Genomic DNA, 19,227 nt, shown 5'->3' with positions numbered 1-19,227 from the left:
GCCCTGCGCGCGGCCGGGCCGGGCTGGGAGGCTGGCGCGATGATCGACGACCACGCGAAGACGTCCCTGCTCGACGACCTGCGCTGGACGCGGGCGTCGCTGCTCGGCAAGCTCGACGGGCTGTCCGAGTACGACGTGCGGCGCCCGCTGACGGAGACGGGCACGAACCTGCTCGGCCTGGTCAAGCACCTCGCGGTCACGGAGGCCCGGTACCTCGGCGAGATCTTCGGCCGGCCGTTCTCCGAGCCGATCCCGCGGTGGGACGACTCGGCCGGCAACCGCGCCCACCTGTGGGTGACCGCGGACGAGTCGCGGGCGGACGTGGTCGAGCGCTACCGCCGGGCCTGCGCGCACGCGGACGCGACGGTCGAGGCGCTCCCCGTCGACGCCCCGGGGCACGTGCCGTGGTGGCCGCGGCCGGACGTGCTGCTGTTCGACGTCCTGGTGCACGTGCTGACCGAGACGGCCCGCCACGCCGGTCACGCGGACATCATGCGGGAGAGTCTCGACGGCGCGACCGGCATGGCGGCGGGACCGGTCCCGACCGTCGACGAGGCCGCGCGCGCCGCACGCGCGGAGCACCGGGCCACGGTCGAGGCCGCCGCCCGGGCCGCCGCGGCGCGCTCGTCCTGATCAGGCCGGGACCGACAGGTCGTCGAGCCACGCCTGCCACGCGGGCTCCTCGCGCCGCGCGTGCTCGGCGGCGTCGGGGGAGAACAGGAACGCCCGCACACCGGCCGCCACGCCGCCGTCACCGTCCTCGAACGCGTAGACGTTGAGCACGCCCGGCACGGGTGAGATGAGCCGCACGAGCGTCTGGTGGTCGCCCACGCGCTCGACGGTGCCGGTCGAGCCGCGCACGTCGACGGTCGCGCCCTCGTCGCCGAGCCCGAGCGCCTCGTGCATCGCCGACCAGACGGCCTTGGGCTCGCCGGGCCGCGAGACGGACGCCTCGAACCGCGTCGCCTCCTGGCCGGCGAAGTGCGCGAGGTAGACGCGCAGGTTGTCGAAGGACGGCATCCAGCCCGGCGCGAGGCTGTCCCACCACTCCGACTCCCAGTCGGCGCCGACGCCGAACCCGCTGGTCGTGACGCGCACGACGCACGTGCCGCCGGACTGCGCCTCGACGACGAACTCGGACGTGAGCGGGCTGAGGGTGTCGGGGTCCTTGCCCATGAGGGCGGCCCAGTCCTCGTCGTAGACGAGGCGGTGCGGCGGGTCCCAGCGGACGACGCGGCCGACGGAGTCCATGTCGGGGCCCATGACGAACCGCAGGGCGCCGCCCTCGCGCTCGTCGAGCTCGGTCTGCGCGAACCAGGCGCTCATGCCCTTCGCGGTCGCGATGGCGTCCCAGACCTGCTCGGGGGTGCCGGGGACCTCGACGGTGAACTCGAGGCGGTACGGGACGTCCGGGGTGGTGGTGCTCATGGTGTCGTCTCCTCGGGGAGGGGGTGGGCGGCGACGACGAGCCGGTGCGGGCGACCGTCGTCGTGGTGGTAGCGCGCGGCCAGGTCGAGCACCGCGGCGGTGAGGTCGTCGGCGAAGGCCGCCCGGTCGGCGGCGGAGCGGAAGCCGATCTGCGTGTCGATCGTGAGCGTGGGCACTCGCCGGCCCGACGTGCCGGCCCGCCGCGCGAGGGTGCCGACCTCGCGGACCAGCCGGCCGGCGAGCGCGACGAGGTAGGCCGCGGACAGGTGGTCGGCCTTGTCGTCGGGGTCTGCCGCGGACGCCGTGACGACCGCGGGGGAGACGACGTAGGCCGCCGCCGACGCGCGCAGCACTCGCTCGGTGATGCCGCCGTGCCGGCGCTCCTCGGCGAGCTCGACGAGCCCGTGCGCCTCGAGCGCCTTGAGGTGGTAGTTGACCTTCTGGCGGGCGATGCCGACGCGCGCGGCGAGCCCGGCGGCGGAGGCCGGGACGGCGAGCTCGCGGAGCAGCCGCGCCCGGACGGGATCCAGCGCGGCGGCGGCGGCCTCCGCGTCCTCGATGACCTCGACGTCCTGCATGGCCCCACCGTGGACCTTGACAACAAATCTTGTCAAGAGGTCCGAGCGCCCCTACGTTCGAGGCATGGGACAGCTCATCTACTCGATGTTCACCTCGCTCGACGGCTACGCGGCCGACAGGACCGGGAGCAGCGACTGGGGCGGCGCGCTCGACCCCGAGCTCCACGACTTCGTCTCCGACCGGTCGCGGCCCGTCGGCACCTACCTCTACGGCCGGCGCATGTACGAGACGATGTCGTTCTGGGAGACCGCGCTCGACACCCCGGACCCGCCGGACTTCGTCCGGACCTACGCCGAGGTCTGGCAGGCCGCCGACAAGGTCGTCTACTCGACGACGCTCGACACCCTGACCACCGCGCGCACGACGCTGGAGCGGACCTTCGACCCTGCGGCGGTGCGCGCACGCGTCGACGCGCTCGACCGCGACGTCACGATCGACGGCCCGACGCTCGCCGCGCACGCCCTGCGCGCCGGGATCGTCGACGAGGTCCAGCCCTACGTCGCACCCGTGTCCGTCGGCGGGGGCCTGCGGTTCTGGCCCGACGACGTGCGGCTCGACCTCGACCTCGTCGAGCAGCGCCCGTTCGGCAACGGCACGACGTGGTCCCGCTACCGCGTGCGGCGCTGACACGGCACGACGACGCGGAGGTGACTACCGTCACACCCATGAGCAGGTTCCTGCGGACGACGAGGTCCGCCGTCCTGGCCGTGGTCGCCGCGATCGCCGTCGTCGGGGCGGTCGCCCCGGCGTCCGCCGCGCCGCCACGGGCACCGTCCGGGCCCCCGGCACGCGTCGTGTACGACGCCCTCGGCGACTCGTTCGCGTCCGGCTACGGCGTCCCGCCGTACTCGGCCTGCGGCCGCTCGCAGGGTGCCTACCCTGTCCGGCTCGACGGGCGTCAGCGCGTGCGGCTCGACGACTTCGTCGCGTGCGCGGGCGCCACGACGACCTCGCTCGTGGCCGGCGGGCAGCTCGCCGCGCTCGACGCCGACACCGACCTCGTCACGCTGACGATCGGCGGCAACGACGTCGGTTGGTCGACCGCGGTCGTCGCGTGCCTCGGCGGCACCGACGCGCAGTGCAGCGCGGCGCTCGCGGTCGTCACCGCGCGCATCACGGACGAGCTGCCCGCCCGCCTCGACTCCGTCTACGGCGCGGTCGCCGCGGCCGCGCCCGACGCCCACGTCGTCGTCGCCGGGTACCCGCGGCTGTTCTCGCCCGAGCACGGCGCCTACCTCGCCGCCTCGGTCGACGAGCTGCGCGCCCTCAACGCGGCCGCGGACACGCTCGCCACGGTCGTCTCGGCCGCGTCCGACCGCAGCGGCTTCCGGTACGTCGACGTCCGCAAGCGGTTCGACGGCCACGGCGCGAACGCACCCGACCCGTGGATCCTCGGGCCGACCGACCCCGCCGCGTTCCACCCGACCGCCGACGGCTACGCGGCGTACGCGGCGGCGGTCACCTCGGCGCTCGGGCCCTGCCGGCGGAGCTGAGCTCGTCGCGCCGCGACGGGACCGCGTCGCTCCCGGTCAGGCGCCGTCGGTGCCCGCGGCCGACCGCAGGACGCCGTCGACCACCCGCGCGTCGTCGGGGCCGAGGTCGGGCGTGTAGTGCCACTGCGTGCCCGTCCAGGCGTCGGCCAGGTGGTCGTCGGGCTCGACGGACAGGCGGACGGCGTCGCGGAACAGCGTCGTGACGAGCGGGCTCGCGTCGTGGACGGGGCTGCGCTCACCCGTGAGCAGCACCTGGACACCCGCCGACGGGCCCTCGTCGACCAGGTAGCGCAGTCGAGCCAGCGCGGCGTCGTCGAGGCCGGTCGGGACGTCGTGCAGCACGAGCAGCCGGTGCGCGTCGTCGCCGTCGAGCGCGTCCAGCGCGCCCGCGGAGCGCGCCATCTGCACCAGGTCGACCCGCCGGACCAGCGCGTCGAGCACCGCCCCGGCAGCCGCGACCGACGTCGCCGCCGGGGTCGTCATGACGCGGCTCCCCGGCGCGGCCAGCGCGCCGAGGGACGGTGCCAGACCGCCGACGAGGTCGACGACGAGCACCTCGAGCGCCCCCGCCGGGTACGCCGCGAGCAGCCGCGCGACGAGCGTGCGCACCTGCCGGACCGCCGCCGCGTCGGTCCCGCTCGCGGCGTCGACCCACAGCGGCTGCGCCAGCGGCAGCCCGAGCAGCATCGGGAAGCGCAGCCACGGCGCCTCCGCGACGTGCAGGTCGCCGACGCGCACCGCCGGGGCCGGTGCCTCCGACGGGTGCCAGCCGTGCCAGCGCGACGACGTCCACGGCGACATCGCGGCGGGGAGGCGGCGCTCCAGCTCCGCGAGCTCGGCGGCGAGCTGGCGCAGGTCCGCGTCGTGCCGCTCGCGCGCCCGCGCGACGAGGTCGGCGTGCTCCCGCTCGGCCACCGCGGCGGCGGCCTGGTGCGCGGGGCCGCCGCGCGTGCGCGGGTCGGCCACGAGCGTGGCGAGCGCGTCGTCGCGCCGACGGTCGGCGTACTCGACCGCCGACCGCAGCGCGGCCGTGGAACGCGCGGCGTCCTCGAGGATCGCCGAGCACTGCCGCACGAGCCGCTCGCCGTCGCTCGTGCCGGGCGGCGGCACCGGTCGGCTCGAGGACGTCGCGGCAGCGGGGGAGGGACCTTGCCGCGCGGAGGACGCCGGCCGCGGAACGGAGGCGGGTGCGGTCACGGGGGGCGGGGGAGCGGACCCGTCGTCGTCGACCTCGATGCCGTGCGCGGTCACGGCTGCGGCGAGCCCGCCGTCGTACCCCTGGCCGACCGCCCGGACCTTCCACGCCGGCCCGCGCCGGTAGACCTCGACGGCGACGACCGCGCGCTCGCTGGTGAGGTCGACGAGCGGGAACCGGGCGTGCTCGGTGCCGTCACCGCCGCGCAGCACCGTCGTGAGCGGTGGCAGCGCGCCGAGCGTCGGGCGGTCCGGGTCGACGCTGACCACGCACAGGACGGCGTGCACCCGGGCAGGCAGCGCCGCGAGGTCGAGCCGCACGCGGGCCGGGCTGCCCCGCTCGAGCGTCGCCCCGGGCGCGGACGGCTGGTGGTAGAAGACCAGGTCGTCGGAGGACGCGGCGCGCTGCCCCTCGTCGACGAGCAGCACCGACACGTCGCAGTCCGCGGCCGCAGCGCCCACGACCTCGACCAGCACGCCCGGGTCGGTCCACGGGGCGTTCTGCCCCCGCGCGAGCACCAGCGGCGCGGTCACCCCACGAACCGCATCAGGAACGGCACCGTCTCCGTCGGCACACGCGCCTGCATGCCCTCGCCAACGGCCTGCAGCTTCCACGTCGGCCCCTGCCGGTACACGCGCGCCATGAGCATCGCGGTGAACGGCATCCCGCCCGCGAGCGTGTAGCGCGCGAGCTCCGCGCCCGTCGTGTGGTCGACGAGCCGGCAGAACGCGTTCTGGACCTGCTCGAAGGTGTGGCCCTCGTACGACGTCACCACGAGCATCACGTCGGTGACGTGCACGGGGACCCGCGTCAGGTCGATGAGGATCGTCTCGTCGTCGCCCTCGCCGTCCCCCGTGCGGTTGTCGCCCGTGTGCTGCACGGAGCCGTCGCGCGTGCGCAGGTTGTTGTAGAACGCGACGTCCACAGGCTCGGTGCCCGCGAAGAGGATCGCGGACGCGTCGAGGTCGATCTCGACCTCGCGGCTCCCGAACATGCCGCGCTTGCGGACCGGGTCCCAGCCCAGGCCCATGCGGACCATCGTCAGCGCGACGCCGCCGTCCTTGACGAGCGAGACCTTCTGGCCCTTCGACAGGCTCACCGGGCGCGCCTTGGTGAGCTGCACCTCGCCCGGCTCGGCGGGCGGCGCGGCGACGGGTGCGGGAGCGGGCGGCGCGGCGACGGGTGCGGGAGCGGGCGGCGCGGCGACGGGCGCGGGGGCAGGTGCGGCGACGGGCGCGGGAGCGGGCGGCGCGGCGGGAGGAGCGGGAGCGGCGGGCGCAGGCGTGTCGTCGACGGACACCCCGTGGTCGGTGACCAGGTCCGCGAGCCCGCCCGCGTACCCCTGCCCGACGGCCCGGACCTTCCACGCGCCACCCCGCCGGTAGAGCTCGAGCGCGACGACGATGCTCTCCGTCGCGAGGTCGCTCATCGTGAAGGAGGCCAGCGGCGTCCCGGCGTGGTCGGCCACGCGCGCGACGGGCTGCCCGACGCGGCCGAACGTCGACGACGTGTCGTCGAGGCTCGTGACGAGGCGCACGGCGTGGACGTCGGCGGGCACGGCGGCCAGGTCGACCTCGACGCGCCACGGCTGCCCGGCGGACGGCTGCAGGCACCGCACGCCCGGGCCGGTCGGCTGGTTGTAGAAGACGAAGTCGGCGTCGGAGCGGACGCGGCCGTCCTCCGTGACGAGCAGGGCCGAGAGGTCCGCGGGCGCCGCCACGTCGACGGTGAGCGTGACGCGGGAGGCCGTCAGCGGCGCGTTCGCGCCCTTGGTGAGCTGGTCCACCGGGTTCCTTCCGTGGTCGCCGACCGGGGCGACGGCACCGGCCGCACGGAATCTACCGGCCGCCGCGGGGCCCGGGGGGCCGGTCCACGATCGGGTGCGGGCCGGGCGTGGCTAGCCGACGACCACGAGCTCGTTGCCCTCCGGGTCGGCGACGCGCCACCGGCCGTCCGCCTCGTCGAGGAGCCGGCCGCCCGCCGCGAGCGCCGTGGCGACGCGCGCCCCTCCGACGTCGGGCGGGACGGCCACCTCGACGTGGACGCGGTTGCGCTGGCGCCGCCGCTCGACGTCCGCGGCGTCGGTCTCCTGGAACGCCAGCACGGGGTTGAGCCACCGCGGGTCGACGACGTCGGTGAGCCCGGTGCGCCCGTCGGGGACGTACCCGAGCGCCGCGAGCCAGAACGCGCGGACCGCGTCGACGTCGACGGCGTCCATGAACAGCTGGACGAACCGCGCGAGCCCCGGGTCCGCGGTGGCGCCGAGGTCGCGGGCGGCCCGCTGGAGCCGCGCGGCGAGCTCCGTGAAGTCGAGGTCGAGCCGGTGCGCGTCGGGGTGCCACCGGTCCTTGCCCGTGTCGAGGACGACGAGCCCGGGGCGGACGTCGACCAGCAGCGGGAAGCCCGCGTCGTCGGCCAGCGCCGCGGCCGCGGTGACCAGGTCGCGCTGCTGCTCGGGCGACCCGACGCGGTAGAACGCCATCGCGCCGAACACCGACTGCCAGTCGGAGGTCTCCGGCCCGTCGCCGAGGGCGTCGCCCGGCACCAGGTCGACCTCGTTGCCGTCGGGGTCCGCGTGGCACACCCCGTAGACCCCGTACGGCTCACCGGGCCGGACCTGCTCGACGGTCGCCGCGGGACGCACGACGTCGAGGTGGAGGCGGTTGCGCAGCGGACGGCGGTCGGTCGACCGCTCGACCCGCAGCGCGGGGTCGCGACGGCGCGGGTCGACGAGGACGCCACCGTCCGCGGGCACGTAGTCGAGCACGCCCTGCCAGAACGCCCGCACGGGGGTCGGGTCCGGGGACTCCACGACGACGCTCAGCCGTTGCGGCGCGGACGGGTCGGCGGCCAGCCCGAGGTCGCGTGCCGCCGCCGACACCGCGTCCGCGTGCGCGTCGGCGTCGAGCCGCACGAGGACACCGCTCGCGCGCACGTCCACGAGTGCGTCGGGCGCCACCTCGACGACGCGCGCGGCCAGCGCGGCCCCGCCGACGAGCGACGCCGCGTCGAACCAGGCCGTCGGGACACCGTCGACCGTCCGCCAGTCCGTCGACATGTTCGTCACACCCCGCACGCTAGGAGGGCGCGCGCCGTCGCACCAGTGGCGCCCCCGGGTCGCGGTACCGCGCGACGAGCACGTCCCCGATCGCGGCCAGGTGCGCGCGCACGGCCGCCGGGCCGGTGACCTCGACCCACGCGACGAGCCCGGCGAGCTCGCCCGCGAGCACCTGCGCGTCGCGGCCGCGGACCACGACCTCGACCCGGCCGTCGGCCGTGGGGCCGCCCACCTCGAGCCGGTCGCCGAACCCGATCCGGAGCACGTCGAGCCCGTCCGGCGTGCACACCGCCCACGCCTGGGCCGGCGTCCGTCGCCGGTCGACCTCGTCGGCGATCTCCCGCCAGCTCGCGGCGAGGTCGAAGTCCGCGGGCCGGTCCGCGGGGTCGCCGGTCGGCTCGACGGACGACACCCGGTCGACGCGGAACGTGCGCCGGCCCGCGTCGGTGTCGGCCACGAGGTACCACGACGGGCCCTTGGCGACGACGCCGAGCGGGTGGACGGTCCGCTCCGTGCCGGTGCCCCGGCCGTCCACGTAGCCGAGGCGCACCTGGACGCCGCGGACCACCGCGTCCTGCAGGTCGTCGAGGAGGTGCGGCGGCCGGTGCGTGACGTCGCCCGCACCCCACCGTCGCGGGTCGGTCACGACCGACGACGCGGCCGCCTCCGCCTGCTCCCGGAACGTCGCCGGCAGCGCCTGGACGAGCTTGCGCAGCGCCGCCCGCACGGCGGGCGTCGCGGCCGCGGCCGGACCGGCGACCAGGAACAGGGCACGTGCCTCGCTCGCGGTGAGCCCGGACAGGTCGGTGCGTGCGCCGCCCACGAGCCGCCAGCCGCCGCCGCGGCCCTGCACGGAGTAGACGGGGACGCCGGCCGTGCCCAGGGCGTCGAGGTCGCGGCGCGCGGTCCGCTCGGACACCTCGAGCTCGCGGGCGACCTCGGCCGCGGTCACGTGCTCCCGGCGCTGCAGGAGCAGGAGGAGGGCCATCAGCCGGTCGGCTCGCACCCGGACGAGACTTCCACGGAAACCGGTCACGAGATGGCCGGTTCTGCTCCGCACGATGTCGGCATGACCGCACAGACCGGCACCACCACCGACCCCACCGCCTTCCCCGAGCCCACCGTCGTCGCCGTCAACGGCGTCGAGCTCGAGGTCTTCGCAGCAGGCCCGCCGGGAGGACGGCCGATCGTCCTCTGCCACGGCTGGCCCGAGCACGCGTACGCCTGGCGCCACCAGGTGCCCGCTCTCGCCGCCGCGGGCTACCGCGTCATCGTCCCCAACCAGCGGGGCTACGGCCGGTCCTCCCGACCCGCCGACGTGGCCGACTACGACGTCGCGCACCTGACGGGCGACCTCGTCGGGCTCCTCGACCACTACGGCTACGAGCGCGCCACGTTCGTCGGCCACGACTGGGGCGCCTTCGTCGTCTGGAGCCTCGCCCTGCTGCACCCCGACCGCGTCGACGCGGTCGTCAACCTGAGCCTGCCGTACCAGGAGCGCGGCGACCGGCCCTGGGTCGAGGTCCTCGAGGAGGCCGCCGGCAGCGACTTCTACCTCGTCCACTTCAACCGCCGGCCGGGCGTCGCGGACGCCGTGCTCGACGCGCACGCCGAGCGGTTCCTGCGCCACCTCTTCCGCAAGGACCTGCCCGCCGCGCCGCCGCAGCCGGGCATGGTCATGATCGACCTCGCGCTCGCGGACGCGCCGCTCGGGGAGCCCCTCATGAGCGACCGCGAGCTGGCGGTGTTCGTCGCCGCGTTCGAGTCGACGGGCTTCACGCCGAGCATCCACTGGTACCGCAACCTCGACCGCAACTGGCACCTGCTGGCCGACGTCGACCCCGTGGTCCGGCACCCGGCGCTCATGGTCTACGGCGACCGCGACGTCGTCGCGCGGGCGGAGCGGCTGCACGAGCTCGTGCCCCGCGTGGAGGTCGTGAGCCTGGACTGCGGGCACTGGATCCCGCAGGAGGCGCCCGACGAGACGAACCGCCTGATCCTCGGGTGGCTGGCCCGCCGGCACGACGCGTCGTAGCGGGCGCGGCGCGGCGGGCGCCGGATCCGTCAGCCGGACCGGCGCCCGCCGCCCGCCGGGTCAGGACCCCGTGATGGCGCTGACGATGCCCGGCTGCGTGACCGTCGCGGTGCTGCGGTCGAACAGCCCGAAGCCGTACTGGCCGTTCCAGCCGTTGTCCCAGTACGCGGTCGCGGCGCCGTACTTCTTCGCGGTCGCGACGAGCGTGCGCGCGTAGTCGGCGCGGTACCGGTTGTTCGTCGCGTCGGCCGAGGTCTTGTCGATCGAGCCGTACTCACCGACGAACACCGGGTACCCCTGGACGACGAACGTGTCGTACATCTTCTTGAGCTGCGCGTCCATGAAGTCCTGCTGGCCCCAGCTCGTCTTCCTCGACGGGTCCGTCGCGTTCGGGCCCCACTGCGTGTAGGTGCCGTTCTCCGCGCCCGCAAAGTCCCACGGGTCGTAGTAGTGCACCGAGATCATGAGGCGCCGCTCGTCGGCCGGGATCGCGGGCGACCGGTACTGGTCGGTCGGGATCACGAACCCGTAGTTCCCGGCCGTGTAGTCGATGTTGGTGTTCCAGCCCGGCACGAGCAGCCAGCGCGAGGTGTTGTTGCCGCCGGTCTGGCGGACCGTGTCGACGAAGATCTGGTTGTACGCGTTGATGTTCGAGTAGCAGGGCTGCGTCGGGTTGCCGTACTGCCCGTCGAAGTTCTCGTTCATCGACTCGAAGACGAGGCGGCCGCCGTACCCCTGGAACGTGGAGGCGACCTGCTGCCAGACCTTCCGGTACTTCTCCTTGATCGTCGTCTGCGAGGACGCGTCGCAGATCAGCCAGGCGCCGTCGACGCTCTTGTACCCGTCCCCGTGCATGTTGATGACGACGTACAGGCCGCGGTCGTACGCGAGGTCGACGACCTGCCGGATCCGGGTGAGCCAGGCGGCGTCCACGGTGTAGCTCGGTGCGGAGCCGATCGTGTTCAGGTACGCGACCGGGATGCGGACCGTGTCGAAGCCCGACGCCTTGACGCGGTCCAGGAGCGCGCCGGTGACGACGGGGTTGCCCCACGCGGTCTCGCTGGGCGTGCCGCCGATGCTGGCCTCGAGCTGGTTGCCCAGGTTCCACCCCTGGCCCATGCCGGCGACGAGCTGCGCGGCGCTGCCGGTGACGGGCCCCGCGGTCGTCGTCGGCGTCGGGGTGGGGGTCGGGGTCGCCGACGTCGTCGGCGTGGGGCTCGGGGTGACGGGGCGTCCGGTGCACGTGACGCCGTTGAGCGTGAACGCGGTCGGCGCGGGGTTCGTGCCCGACCAGGTGCCGTTGAAGCCGAACGACGCGCTGCCGCCCGTGCCGATCGAGCCGTTCCACGCCGCGTTGCGCACCGTCACGGCCGCCCCGGACTGGCTCACGGAGCCGTTCCACAGCTGGCTGACGGTCTGCCCGGCGCCGAACGAGAAGCGCAGGTCCCACGCGGAGACGGGATCGCCCAGGTTGGTCACCTGCACGTTCGCGCCGAAGCCGTTCTGCCACTGGTTCGTCACGGCGTAGTCGACGCGGCAGCCGGCGGCGGCGCTGGCCTGGTCGGTGACCAGGACCGAACCGGCGACGGCGAGCGCGGCTGCGGCCGCGACTGTCAGGAGATGGCGGAGTCGGCGCACGGGAGCGTCCCTCTCACGAGTGGGGCGTCGTCGGGCCAGGGCAGTGCCCGCGACGGACTGGCAGCCCACCAGACGACCGACGCCCCCCGCAGCCGTCGAAACGCTTCACCGGATCCGGCGGGCCGCCCTCAGGGCACGGCGCCGACGACGACGACCGCCGTCGCGGCGACGTCGAACGGCGGCGGCCCGAACCGCTCCGCGGCCCGCCGGCGGACCGCCTCCCGCACGCCGTCGTCCAGGCTCGCCAGGTACGCCCCGGCGGGCCCGACGGCGAGCAGGAACGGGTCCCACCACTGCGCGAACGAGGCGAACGTCAGCGTGACCGTCTCCTCCGCGGGGCGCAGGTCGACCAGACCGGCCGATGCGCACAGCTCCTCGACGTGCTCCTCGACCCACAGCAGGTCGCTGCTCTCGCTCACGCGCCCCGGGACGACGTCCCGCACCGCCTGCCAGAACGTCGACGCGGCGCCGCGGTCGTGCACGTGGTCCCACACGCTCACGGCGACCCGCCCGCCGGGCCGCGTGACGCGCCGCATCTCGGTCAGGCCTGCGACCGGGTCGGCCATGAACGTCACGACGAGGCTCGCGACGGCGACGTCGAACGCGTCGTCGTCGAACGGCAGGTGCTCCGCGCCGCCGAGCCGCACGTCGACCCCCGGGAGCCGGTCGCGGACGGCGGCGACGAACGGCTCGGTCGGGTCGACCGCGCTCACCGCGTCCGCGCCCAGCGCGGCGACGAGCACCTCCGTGACCACGCCCGGGCCGCAGCCGACGTCGAGCGCGCGCTGCCCGGGACGCAGGTCGAGCGCTTCGACGACGCGGCGCGCGAGCGGCCGGGAGAACCGGCCCATGAACCGGTCGTACGCGTCGGCGCCCGCCTCGAACCCCACGGGACGACGGTAGGACCGGAGCGCGGCGCCCGGTAGCGGTCAGCTCACTGCGGCGGCTCCTGGTAGAGGCCGACGACGTTGCCGCCCGGGTCGCGGAACCGCGCGGTGAGCTCACCCGGGTCGCCGCCGACGTCCTGGACGATCTCGCACCCCTCGGCCCGCACGCGCTCGACCGCTGCGGCGAGGTCGTCGACCCAGACGTAGACCAGCACCCCGGGTGGCGTCGGCTCCCGGTGGGGGACCCAGTGGCCGCTGACCTCGTCGGTCGAGTCCTCGAAGAACCACGTGCCGTGCGCGGGACGCACCTTCCAGCCGAACACGCGGGCGTAGAGCTGCGCGGACCGCTCGGGGGCGTCCGAGGGGAGCTCGACGTGACAGATCTTGCCGTGGCCCAGCGTCGTCATGATCGCCTCCCGTCAGGCGTAGAAGCCCTCGCGCAGGTTGATGCCGTGCTCGACCCACGCCTTCAGCGCGGCCAGCATCCCGGTCCACCCCGCGCAGTTGCCGAACGCGCTCGTGGCGCCCTCGGGGGTGGGCTGCCAGGAGGACTCGGTGATGGTGACGAGCGTCCGCGTGTCGCCGTCGACGGGCTCGAGCTCGAACGTCGTCCGCGTGGTGCCGTCCGCGCTGGTCGTGGCCTCGCCGCCCCACTCGACGACGATGCGTCGGGGCGGGTCGGCCTCGACGACGGTGACGGGGAAGCCGCCGGGGAAGTCGTGGAACTCCCACGTGACGACCGCGCCGGTCTCGAGCCGCCCGCGCGCTCCGCCGGTCGTGAAGTACCGCGAGAGCTGCTCCGGGTCGGCGATGGCCTCGTACACCTCCGCGCAGGGGCGGGCTATGCGTCCGGAGACCGTGAAGGACAGCGCGTCGAGCCTCGCGGTGGCATTCATGTTGTACTTTTACCACATGTCGCGACCGGCCGACCAGGGCTCCGACGACGACCGCGTGTTCAAGGCGCTCGCCTCCCCGGTCCGCCGCCGCATGCTCGACGCGCTCAAGGAGTCGACGCACACCACCGGCTCGCTGTGCGCGCTGCTGCCCGACCTCGACCGGACCACGGTCCTGCAGCACCTGCGCGTGCTGGAGCGGGCCGACCTCGTGACGGGCCGGAAGGTCGGCCGCGAGCGGCACCTGTCCCTCGCGCCGCTGCCCATCAAGCGCATCCACGACCGGTGGATCAGCGACTACGCGCGCGCCGCCGTCGACCTCCTCGCACGTCTCGACGACGCGTAGCGCCGCCCCCGCGCGTCGGGCAGGCGGGGACGGCGCCGCCGTCACGTCAGCGTCGTCAGCACCCCGCCGTCGGCCCGCAGCGCCGCCCCGTTCGTCGCCGACGACACCGGGCTCGCCAGGTAGACCGCGAGGTGGGCGATCTCGCGCGGCTCGATGAACCGCTGCAGCAACGACGTCCGGTGGCCGGCGGCGAGCGCGGACTTCAGCTCCTCGGGCGTCGTGCCCTGGGCGTCGGCCGCCTGCGCGACGGCGGCGGCGACGCCGTCCGAGAAGGTCGGCCCGCCGAGGATGGTGTTGACGGTGACGTCGGTGCCCCGCGTGAGCTTCGCCAGGCCGTTGCCCAGCGCGATGACGCCCGCCTTGGTGAACCCGTAGTGCACCATGTCGGCCGGCACGTCCACGCCGGACTCGCTGCTCACGAAGATCACGCGACCCCAGCCGCGCGCGAGCATCCCGCCCAGCAGGTGCCGCGAGAGCCGGACGCCGCTCATGACGTTGACCTCGAAGTAGCGCTGCCAGTCGGCGTCGGTGATCTGCTCGAAGGGCGCGAGCTCGAAGACGCCGACGTTGTTCACCAGGACGTCAACCTCGCCCAGGTCGTCCAGGAGGTGACGGACCTGGGCCGCGTCGGCGAAGTCCGCGACGACCGCGGAGACGTCCGCGCCCGGCACCTCGTCCCGGAGCCGCCGCACGGCCGCGTCCGCCCGGTCGGCGCTCCTGCCGTTGACGACGACGGCCGCACCCTCGTCGAGCAGGGCGCGCGCGACCGCGAACCCGATGCCCTGCGTCGAGCCGCTCACGAAGGCGCGCTTGCCTGTCAGCCGGAGATCCATGCCGTCCTCACATCCCGTCGATGACTTTCCTGATCAAGTGAACGGTACGTGCGATGACTTTCCGGTTCAAGTCATCGTCGTCGCCGCGGCGCCCTGCGTTCCCGTACGCTGCACGCATGCCGGACCCCGTCGACGCGCCCCTCAGCGGTGAGGACCTCGAGACCTGGTCCTCCCTGGCCACCGTCCTGGAGTGGCTGCCGGCCGCGCTCGACGCCCAGCTGCAGCGCGACGCCGGCCTGTCCCACTTCGAGTACGGCGTCCTCTACGCGCTCGCCGACGCCCCCGACCGCACGCTGCGGATGAGCGTCCTGGCCGGGTACGCCAACAGCTCGCTGTCCCGGCTCTCGCGCGCCGTCGCACGCCTGGAGTCGACGGGCTGGGTGCGGCGCGCGCCCGACGCCACGGACGGCCGCTACACGCTCGCCACGCTCACCGACCTCGGTGCGGAGAAGGTCGACCAGGCGTCCCCGGGTCATGTGCGCACCGTCCGCCGCCTGGTCCTCGACCCCCTGACGCAGGCGCAGGCGCGGCAGGTGCGCGAGATCAGCCGCCGGATCATGCGCGCGATGCGCGACGACGAGGGCTGGACCCCGTCGTCGGCCGCCGGTCGCGCGGGGCAGGCCGTCGAGGGGGCCGTGCGGCCTTGACCGGGTCGAGGGCGGACGCCGGTCCCGGATGGGGGGAGACTGGAGGGCAGCACCGTCCGTGAACGAGGAGTGAGCCGTGCCCCAGGGAACTGTCCGTTGGTTCGACGCCGAGCGAGGTTTCGGCTTCCTCGACCTCGGGGACGAGGCCGACGACCTGTTCGTCCACGCGTCCGAGATCGTCGGCGACGACGGGCCGCGGGTGCTCCGCGAGGGCCAGCAGGTCGAGTACGAGCTCGGCGAGGGGGACCGCGGCCCCGTGGCACGCCGCGTCCGGGTCGTCGGTGACGTGGCCTCCGGTGCCGCGCTCGGCGTGCTCGGCACCGTGAGCTGGTACGAGCCCGCCAAGGGCTACGGCTTCGTCGCCCCCGACGGCGGCGACGCCGAGATCTTCCTGCACAGCTCGGCCATCGTGGGCGGCGGCGTCGTCTCGGAGGGGCAGCGCGTCGCGTTCCTCGTCGTGCCCGGCGAGAAGGGGCCGCAGGCCGACCACCTGCTGCCGCTCGCCACCCAGGCCGCGCCCGCGACGCAATCCGACGGCGCGGACGGCACGGTGACCTGGTACGACCCGGACAAGGGCTTCGGGTTCGTCGCCCAGGACGCCGGGGGCGAGGACCTCTTCGTGCACGCCCGCTCGCTCACCGGCGGGCTCGACGAGCTCGTCGAGGGCGACCGCGTGACCTACGACGTCGAGCCCGGCGAGCGCGGGCCCCAGGCCCGCGGCGTCCGCCTCGTGGGAGGCCGCCCGCGCCGCAGCGCGCCCGCGGCGCCGTCGCGCGGCCGGTCGGGGTCGCCGTCGGGCGGCGGGGCCGCCGCACGTGGCGGCGCACCCGCACGCGGGGGCGAGGGCGTGGTCGCGCGCTACGACGCGGACCGCGGCTTCGGCTTCATCACGCCCGACTCGGGCGGCGCGGACCTGTTCGTGCACGTGTCGGTCGTGCGCAACGCGGAGTTCCTCGAGGAGGGCGACCGCGTCCGGTTCTCGGTGCGGCAGAGCGACCGCGGGCCGCAGGCGGACCGGGTCGAGCTGATCTGAGCGGGAGCGGGCCGCCCCGGCGCGGCGCCCTCGTCCGCGTGTGCAGCGGGTCGTCCCGGCGGCGTCCGTCGACCCTTCCCGCGCCCTGCACCCGCTGCTAGCGTCCGGTACTGCCGTGGCGGCGCTGCCACGGGAGACGTCGGGAGCCAGGGGGCCCACCGCATGTTCCAGCACGTCCGCAGATCAGTCCTGCCCGTCGTCGTCGCCGCCGCCGCGGTCGTCTCGCTCGGCCTCCCGGCCGCCCAGGCGGCCCCCGGACGTCCCGGCCGGGGCGAGCCCGACGACGCGCGCCGGATCGCGCAGGAGCTCCGCGTGACCCGCGGGCAGACCGCGTTCAACGACCTCGTCGCCCGCACGGTCGCGGCGCACCCGGCCGACGTCGTCGACTTCTCGTGGGACGGCGCGCGCGGGACGGTCGTCGTGGCGGACGGCGCCGACGCGCTCGCCGCTCAGCTCGCCGTCGCCGGCGCCCGCGTCGAGACGGCGGCACCGGGTGCCGTGCCGTACGTGGGGCGGTCGGACGTCGAGCTCGCCGCCATCGAGCAGCTCCGTGCCGCGGGCGTCGAGTCCGTCGCGGCACGCTACGACGCCGAGACCCAGGCGGTGCAGGTCACGGCCTGGACCGACGAGCCCGCGGCCACGGCCGAGCGCGTCGACGAGCTCGCCACGCCGACCCTGAGGTCGGCTTTCGGTCCGGCGCTCGTCGTCGCGTACGAGCCCGCGCGCGACGTCCCGCAGGAGAACACGACCCAGGGCGGCGAGGTGTACGGCGGGTGCACCGGGGGCTTCATGGCCAAGCGGGGCACCGCCTACGGCATCACGACGTCGGCCCACTGCACGTCGAAGCCCTCGACGTACGACGGGGACGCCACGGGCAGCACGTACGTGGCCTCGAACAACCGGGACGTGCGGTTCACCGCGCTGAGCGGGGACACGCCCGAGAACAAGTTCCGGATCGACTCCTCGACGCTGCGCACCATCAACGCCACCGGGATCGTCAGCTCCGGCTCGCTGCTGTTCAAGTACGGCAAGACGACCGGGTACGGGTCGTCGACGGTCGAGTCGTACGCGGGGTGCGTGACGTTCTCGTCCGGCAACGTCTGGTGCAACCTGTACTACACGAAGGACAAGGTGACGTCGGGCGGGGACTCCGGCGGCCCGTGGTTCGTCGCATACACCGGCTACGGCTTCACCACCGGGAGCAACTCGGGCGGCTCCTACGTCACGCCGATCGCCTGGGTCGGCTCGATCTCCGGCTCCGTGACGGTGAAGACGAGCTGATGGCGGGCTCCGGGAACCGCGTCCGCGCCGGGTGGGTCCCGGCACTCGTCGTCGCCGTGCCGCTCGTCGCGGGCACGGGCGCGTGCGCGGGGCAGGCCGACGGGGTGTCGGGCGACGACGCCTCGTCGGCCTCGACACCGTCCACGAGCCAGCCGGACGCCGCGTACACCGCCCTCGAGCTCGCGGTCCTCGACGCGCTGGCGGACGACCCGCACCCGAAGGACGCCCGGTACGAGGCGGACCGCGACAGGGTCGTCGTGACCGTCCGGACGCAGGGCGCGCCCCTCGGTCCCGACGAGCTCCGCGACCTCGCGGAGAAGGCCGAGGAGGTCACCGACGGCGTCGACGTCGTCGTCGAGACGACGGACCAGGACGCGCCCACCGAGGAGTGACCCGGCCGTCGACGACACAGGGCCGACCAGGAGGACACCGCGATGGACGCCCAGAGCCTGCACACGACGTTCCTCGACCTGACGACCCCGCACGTCGCCGACGCGTGCCTCCGGCTGGGCGTGCCGGTGCGGTGCGCGCCGGCGACCGTGCGCCCGGTCTGGTCGGGGGTGCACGTCGTGGGGCGCGCGCGCCCCGCCCGGCACGTGGGCAGCGTCGACGTCTTCCTGGAGGCGCTCGACGGTGCGGCTGCCGGGGACGTGCTCGTCGTCGACAACGACGGCCGGACGGACGAGGCCTGCGTGGGCGACCTCGTCGCGCTCGAGGCGGCGCGCGCGGGGCTGGCGGGGATCGTCGTGTGGGGCCAGCACCGCGACACCGCCGAGCTGCGCACCATCGGCCTGCCCGTCCACAGCACCGGCGCCTACCCCCACGGCCCCGAGCGCCTCGACGCCCAGCCCGCCGACGCGCTCGACCGCGCCCGCGTCGGCGCGCACACCGTGTCGCCCGACGACGTCGTGCTCGCCGACGACGACGGCGTGCTGTTCCTCCCCGCCGACCGCGTGCCGGAGATCGCGGACGCCGCTGCCCGCATCCGGGACACCGAGCGTCGCCAGGCCGCCCGCATGCAGCTCGGCACGACGCTGCGCGAGCAGACCCGGTTCGCCGAGTACCTGGAGGCCCGCGCGGCGACGGGGATCACGTTCCGCCAGCACCTGCGCGCCCTCGACGCGGCGATCGAGGAGTGAGCGCCGCCCGCCCCTGACGCCGTCGAGGCTCGTGCGGCAGGTCGAGGTACCCGTCCCCGGGTGAGGCACATCACGGCGCAGGCATACCCCCGGGGGTATACGATGACGACATGGCGACGCGAGAGATCACCCTCGAGAACCTCGAGGAGACCGTCTCCGGCAACGACATCGTCCTGCTGGACTTCTGGGCTGCGTGGTGCGGCCCCTGCCGCTCGTTCGGCCCGGTCTTCGAGGCCGCGTCCGAGAAGCACCCCGACGTCGTGTTCGGCAAGGTCGACACCGAGGCGCAGCAGCAGCTGGCCGCCGGGTTCAGCATCACGTCGATCCCCACGCTCATGGCGTTCCGCGACGGGATCATCCTGTTCGCCGAGCCCGGAGCACTCCGCGCGACCGACCTGGACCAGCTGGTCGACGCCGTGAGGTCCGTGGACATGGACTCCGTGCGGCAGCAGATCGCCGCCGAGCAAGCGACCGTCTGAGCCGTCCGGACCCTCCCACCACCGACCCCCGCCGAGGAGAACCCCATGTGCTACGCCGTCACCTGCACGACCTGTGGCAAGACGACCTGGGCCGGCTGCGGCCAGCACGTCGCCGACGTCAAGCGCTCCGTCTCCGCGAGCCAGTGGTGCCCGGGGCACCCGGACGCCCCCGCGTCCCGCGGCTTCCTCGCCCGGCTGTTCGGCCGCTGACCCGCACCGGGACCTCGGCGGCATCGAGGACGCCGCCGAGGTCACCGGCCTCG

Annotated in this window: 23 protein-coding genes; 12 read left to right on the top strand and 11 right to left on the bottom strand. The window is 74.9% G+C overall.

Annotated features, from left to right (window positions below):
- The first annotated feature begins 39 nt into the window (after positions 1-39).
- Positions 40-633, top strand: coding sequence for a DinB family protein (locus tag OOT42_RS18125; protein ID WP_273652543.1), 594 nt, complete (start codon positions 40-42; stop codon positions 631-633).
- Here the strand turns inward: OOT42_RS18125 and OOT42_RS18120 are convergent, their stop codons facing one another.
- Together OOT42_RS18120 and OOT42_RS18115 are read right to left on the bottom strand one after the other, a co-directional pair.
- Positions 634-1,428 (bottom strand): SRPBCC family protein, encoded by a 795-nt coding sequence (locus OOT42_RS18120; protein ID WP_273652542.1) that lies wholly within the window; start codon positions 1,426-1,428, stop codon positions 634-636.
- The gene (locus tag OOT42_RS18115; protein WP_273652541.1) at positions 1,425-2,006 is read right to left on the bottom strand and encodes an ArsR/SmtB family transcription factor; all 582 of its coding nucleotides are present in this window, start codon (positions 2,004-2,006) and stop codon (positions 1,425-1,427) included. The genes OOT42_RS18120 and OOT42_RS18115 overlap by 4 nt, the downstream gene beginning before the upstream one ends.
- A 64-nt stretch (positions 2,007-2,070) precedes the next feature.
- Between OOT42_RS18115 and OOT42_RS18110 the strand changes: the two genes are divergently transcribed.
- Both OOT42_RS18110 and OOT42_RS18105 read left to right on the top strand, forming a co-directional pair.
- On the top strand, positions 2,071-2,634 hold the full coding sequence (locus OOT42_RS18110; protein WP_273652540.1) for a dihydrofolate reductase family protein: 564 nt from the start codon (positions 2,071-2,073) through the stop codon (positions 2,632-2,634).
- A gap of 38 nt (positions 2,635-2,672) precedes the next feature.
- A complete protein-coding gene (locus OOT42_RS18105; RefSeq protein WP_273652539.1) occupies positions 2,673-3,500 on the top strand; it encodes an SGNH/GDSL hydrolase family protein in 828 nt (275 codons plus the stop codon).
- 36 nt (positions 3,501-3,536) lie between these two features.
- Here the strand turns inward: OOT42_RS18105 and OOT42_RS18100 are convergent, their stop codons facing one another.
- The 4 genes from OOT42_RS18100 to OOT42_RS18085 form a co-directional block, all read right to left on the bottom strand.
- On the bottom strand, positions 3,537-5,228 hold the full coding sequence (locus tag OOT42_RS18100; RefSeq protein WP_273652538.1) for a TerD family protein: 1,692 nt from the start codon (positions 5,226-5,228) through the stop codon (positions 3,537-3,539).
- Entirely contained in the window at positions 5,225-6,481 is a 1,257-nt protein-coding gene (locus tag OOT42_RS18095) for a TerD family protein (protein ID WP_273652537.1), read from the bottom strand. Before OOT42_RS18095 ends, OOT42_RS18100 begins: the two co-directional genes overlap by 4 nt.
- 111 nt (positions 6,482-6,592) lie before the next feature.
- The gene (locus tag OOT42_RS18090; RefSeq protein WP_273654882.1) at positions 6,593-7,753 is read right to left on the bottom strand and encodes a VOC family protein; all 1,161 of its coding nucleotides are present in this window, start codon (positions 7,751-7,753) and stop codon (positions 6,593-6,595) included.
- A gap of 19 nt (positions 7,754-7,772) precedes the next feature.
- Positions 7,773-8,741, bottom strand: a complete 969-nt coding sequence (locus tag OOT42_RS18085; RefSeq protein ID WP_273652536.1) for a helix-turn-helix transcriptional regulator — start codon at positions 8,739-8,741, stop codon at positions 7,773-7,775.
- A gap of 81 nt (positions 8,742-8,822) precedes the next feature.
- Between OOT42_RS18085 and OOT42_RS18080 the strand changes: the two genes are divergently transcribed.
- Positions 8,823-9,788, top strand: a complete 966-nt coding sequence (locus tag OOT42_RS18080) for an alpha/beta fold hydrolase (protein ID WP_273652535.1) — start codon at positions 8,823-8,825, stop codon at positions 9,786-9,788.
- Positions 9,789-9,848: 60 nt separating this feature from the next.
- Here the strand turns inward: OOT42_RS18080 and OOT42_RS18075 are convergent, their stop codons facing one another.
- From OOT42_RS18075 to OOT42_RS18060, 4 genes are all read right to left on the bottom strand, one after another.
- Positions 9,849-11,426 carry a cellulase family glycosylhydrolase gene (locus OOT42_RS18075; protein ID WP_273652534.1) on the bottom strand — a complete coding sequence of 526 codons (1,578 nt, stop codon included), beginning with the start codon at positions 11,424-11,426 and terminating at the stop codon, positions 9,849-9,851.
- A 128-nt stretch (positions 11,427-11,554) separates the two neighbouring features.
- Positions 11,555-12,316 (bottom strand): class I SAM-dependent methyltransferase, encoded by a 762-nt coding sequence (locus OOT42_RS18070; protein WP_273652533.1) that lies wholly within the window; start codon positions 12,314-12,316, stop codon positions 11,555-11,557.
- 44 nt (positions 12,317-12,360) lie between these two features.
- Positions 12,361-12,720, bottom strand: a complete 360-nt coding sequence (locus OOT42_RS18065) for a VOC family protein (RefSeq protein ID WP_273652532.1) — start codon at positions 12,718-12,720, stop codon at positions 12,361-12,363.
- A gap of 12 nt (positions 12,721-12,732) precedes the next feature.
- Complete coding sequence (locus tag OOT42_RS18060; protein WP_273652531.1) at positions 12,733-13,209, bottom strand: SRPBCC domain-containing protein; 477 nt, start codon at positions 13,207-13,209, stop codon at positions 12,733-12,735.
- Between the two features lie 16 nt (positions 13,210-13,225).
- Here OOT42_RS18060 and OOT42_RS18055 point away from each other — a divergent pair, with 16 nt between their 5' ends.
- Positions 13,226-13,552, top strand: coding sequence for an ArsR/SmtB family transcription factor (locus OOT42_RS18055; protein WP_273652530.1), 327 nt, complete (start codon positions 13,226-13,228; stop codon positions 13,550-13,552).
- A 41-nt stretch (positions 13,553-13,593) separates the two neighbouring features.
- On the opposite strand, the gene OOT42_RS18050 is transcribed toward OOT42_RS18055, so the two are convergent.
- Positions 13,594-14,385, bottom strand: a complete 792-nt coding sequence (locus OOT42_RS18050) for an SDR family NAD(P)-dependent oxidoreductase (RefSeq protein WP_273652529.1) — start codon at positions 14,383-14,385, stop codon at positions 13,594-13,596.
- A 116-nt stretch (positions 14,386-14,501) separates the two neighbouring features.
- On the opposite strand from OOT42_RS18050, the gene OOT42_RS18045 reads away from it, so the two are divergent.
- The 7 genes from OOT42_RS18045 (at position 14,502) to OOT42_RS18015 (ending at position 19,174) form a co-directional block, all read left to right on the top strand.
- Positions 14,502-15,032 carry a MarR family winged helix-turn-helix transcriptional regulator gene (locus OOT42_RS18045; RefSeq protein WP_273652528.1) on the top strand — a complete coding sequence of 177 codons (531 nt, stop codon included), beginning with the start codon at positions 14,502-14,504 and terminating at the stop codon, positions 15,030-15,032.
- 76 nt (positions 15,033-15,108) lie between these two features.
- Complete coding sequence (locus OOT42_RS18040) at positions 15,109-16,065, top strand: cold-shock protein (protein WP_273652527.1); 957 nt, start codon at positions 15,109-15,111, stop codon at positions 16,063-16,065.
- Between the two features lie 162 nt (positions 16,066-16,227).
- Complete coding sequence (locus OOT42_RS18035) at positions 16,228-17,346, top strand: hypothetical protein (RefSeq protein WP_273652526.1); 1,119 nt, start codon at positions 16,228-16,230, stop codon at positions 17,344-17,346.
- Positions 17,346-17,738, top strand: coding sequence for a hypothetical protein (locus tag OOT42_RS18030; protein WP_273652525.1), 393 nt, complete (start codon positions 17,346-17,348; stop codon positions 17,736-17,738). Before OOT42_RS18035 ends, OOT42_RS18030 begins: the two co-directional genes overlap by 1 nt.
- A 42-nt stretch (positions 17,739-17,780) precedes the next feature.
- Positions 17,781-18,485 carry an RraA family protein gene (locus OOT42_RS18025; RefSeq protein ID WP_273652524.1) on the top strand — a complete coding sequence of 235 codons (705 nt, stop codon included), beginning with the start codon at positions 17,781-17,783 and terminating at the stop codon, positions 18,483-18,485.
- Between the two features lie 110 nt (positions 18,486-18,595).
- A complete protein-coding gene (locus tag OOT42_RS18020) occupies positions 18,596-18,964 on the top strand; it encodes a thioredoxin family protein (RefSeq protein WP_273652523.1) in 369 nt (122 codons plus the stop codon).
- Positions 18,965-19,009: 45 nt separating this feature from the next.
- Entirely contained in the window at positions 19,010-19,174 is a 165-nt protein-coding gene (locus OOT42_RS18015) for a hypothetical protein (protein ID WP_273652522.1), read from the top strand.
- The last annotated feature ends 53 nt before the right edge of the window (positions 19,175-19,227 follow it).

Source organism: Cellulomonas fimi, assembly GCF_028583725.1.
In the GTDB taxonomy this organism is placed as follows: domain Bacteria; phylum Actinomycetota; class Actinomycetes; order Actinomycetales; family Cellulomonadaceae; genus Cellulomonas; species Cellulomonas fimi_B.
The sequence above is the reverse complement of the archived record's forward strand: the minus strand, read 5'-3'. Positions and strand labels throughout refer to the sequence as shown.

Bases quoted from the DNA above. Each gene is read 5' to 3' on its own strand.
- OOT42_RS18125 (WP_273652543.1), top strand. From the start codon at position 40: ATGATCGACGACCACGCGAAGACGTCCCTGCTCGACGACCTGCGCTGG.
- OOT42_RS18120 (WP_273652542.1), bottom strand. From the start codon at position 1,428: ATGAGCACCACCACCCCGGACGTCCCGTACCGCCTCGAGTTCACCGTC.
- OOT42_RS18115 (WP_273652541.1), bottom strand. From the start codon at position 2,006: ATGCAGGACGTCGAGGTCATCGAGGACGCGGAGGCCGCCGCCGCCGCG.
- OOT42_RS18110 (WP_273652540.1), top strand. From the start codon at position 2,071: ATGGGACAGCTCATCTACTCGATGTTCACCTCGCTCGACGGCTACGCG.
- OOT42_RS18105 (WP_273652539.1), top strand. From the start codon at position 2,673: ATGAGCAGGTTCCTGCGGACGACGAGGTCCGCCGTCCTGGCCGTGGTC.
- OOT42_RS18090 (WP_273654882.1), bottom strand. From the start codon at position 7,753: ATGTCGACGGACTGGCGGACGGTCGACGGTGTCCCGACGGCCTGGTTC.
- OOT42_RS18085 (WP_273652536.1), bottom strand. From the start codon at position 8,741: ATGGCCCTCCTCCTGCTCCTGCAGCGCCGGGAGCACGTGACCGCGGCC.
- OOT42_RS18080 (WP_273652535.1), top strand. From the start codon at position 8,823: ATGACCGCACAGACCGGCACCACCACCGACCCCACCGCCTTCCCCGAG.
- OOT42_RS18065 (WP_273652532.1), bottom strand. From the start codon at position 12,720: ATGACGACGCTGGGCCACGGCAAGATCTGTCACGTCGAGCTCCCCTCG.
- OOT42_RS18060 (WP_273652531.1), bottom strand. From the start codon at position 13,209: ATGAATGCCACCGCGAGGCTCGACGCGCTGTCCTTCACGGTCTCCGGA.
- OOT42_RS18055 (WP_273652530.1), top strand. From the start codon at position 13,226: ATGTCGCGACCGGCCGACCAGGGCTCCGACGACGACCGCGTGTTCAAG.
- OOT42_RS18050 (WP_273652529.1), bottom strand. From the start codon at position 14,385: ATGGATCTCCGGCTGACAGGCAAGCGCGCCTTCGTGAGCGGCTCGACG.
- OOT42_RS18045 (WP_273652528.1), top strand. From the start codon at position 14,502: ATGCCGGACCCCGTCGACGCGCCCCTCAGCGGTGAGGACCTCGAGACC.
- OOT42_RS18035 (WP_273652526.1), top strand. From the start codon at position 16,228: ATGTTCCAGCACGTCCGCAGATCAGTCCTGCCCGTCGTCGTCGCCGCC.
- OOT42_RS18030 (WP_273652525.1), top strand. From the start codon at position 17,346: ATGGCGGGCTCCGGGAACCGCGTCCGCGCCGGGTGGGTCCCGGCACTC.
- OOT42_RS18025 (WP_273652524.1), top strand. From the start codon at position 17,781: ATGGACGCCCAGAGCCTGCACACGACGTTCCTCGACCTGACGACCCCG.
- OOT42_RS18020 (WP_273652523.1), top strand. From the start codon at position 18,596: ATGGCGACGCGAGAGATCACCCTCGAGAACCTCGAGGAGACCGTCTCC.
- OOT42_RS18015 (WP_273652522.1), top strand. From the start codon at position 19,010: ATGTGCTACGCCGTCACCTGCACGACCTGTGGCAAGACGACCTGGGCC.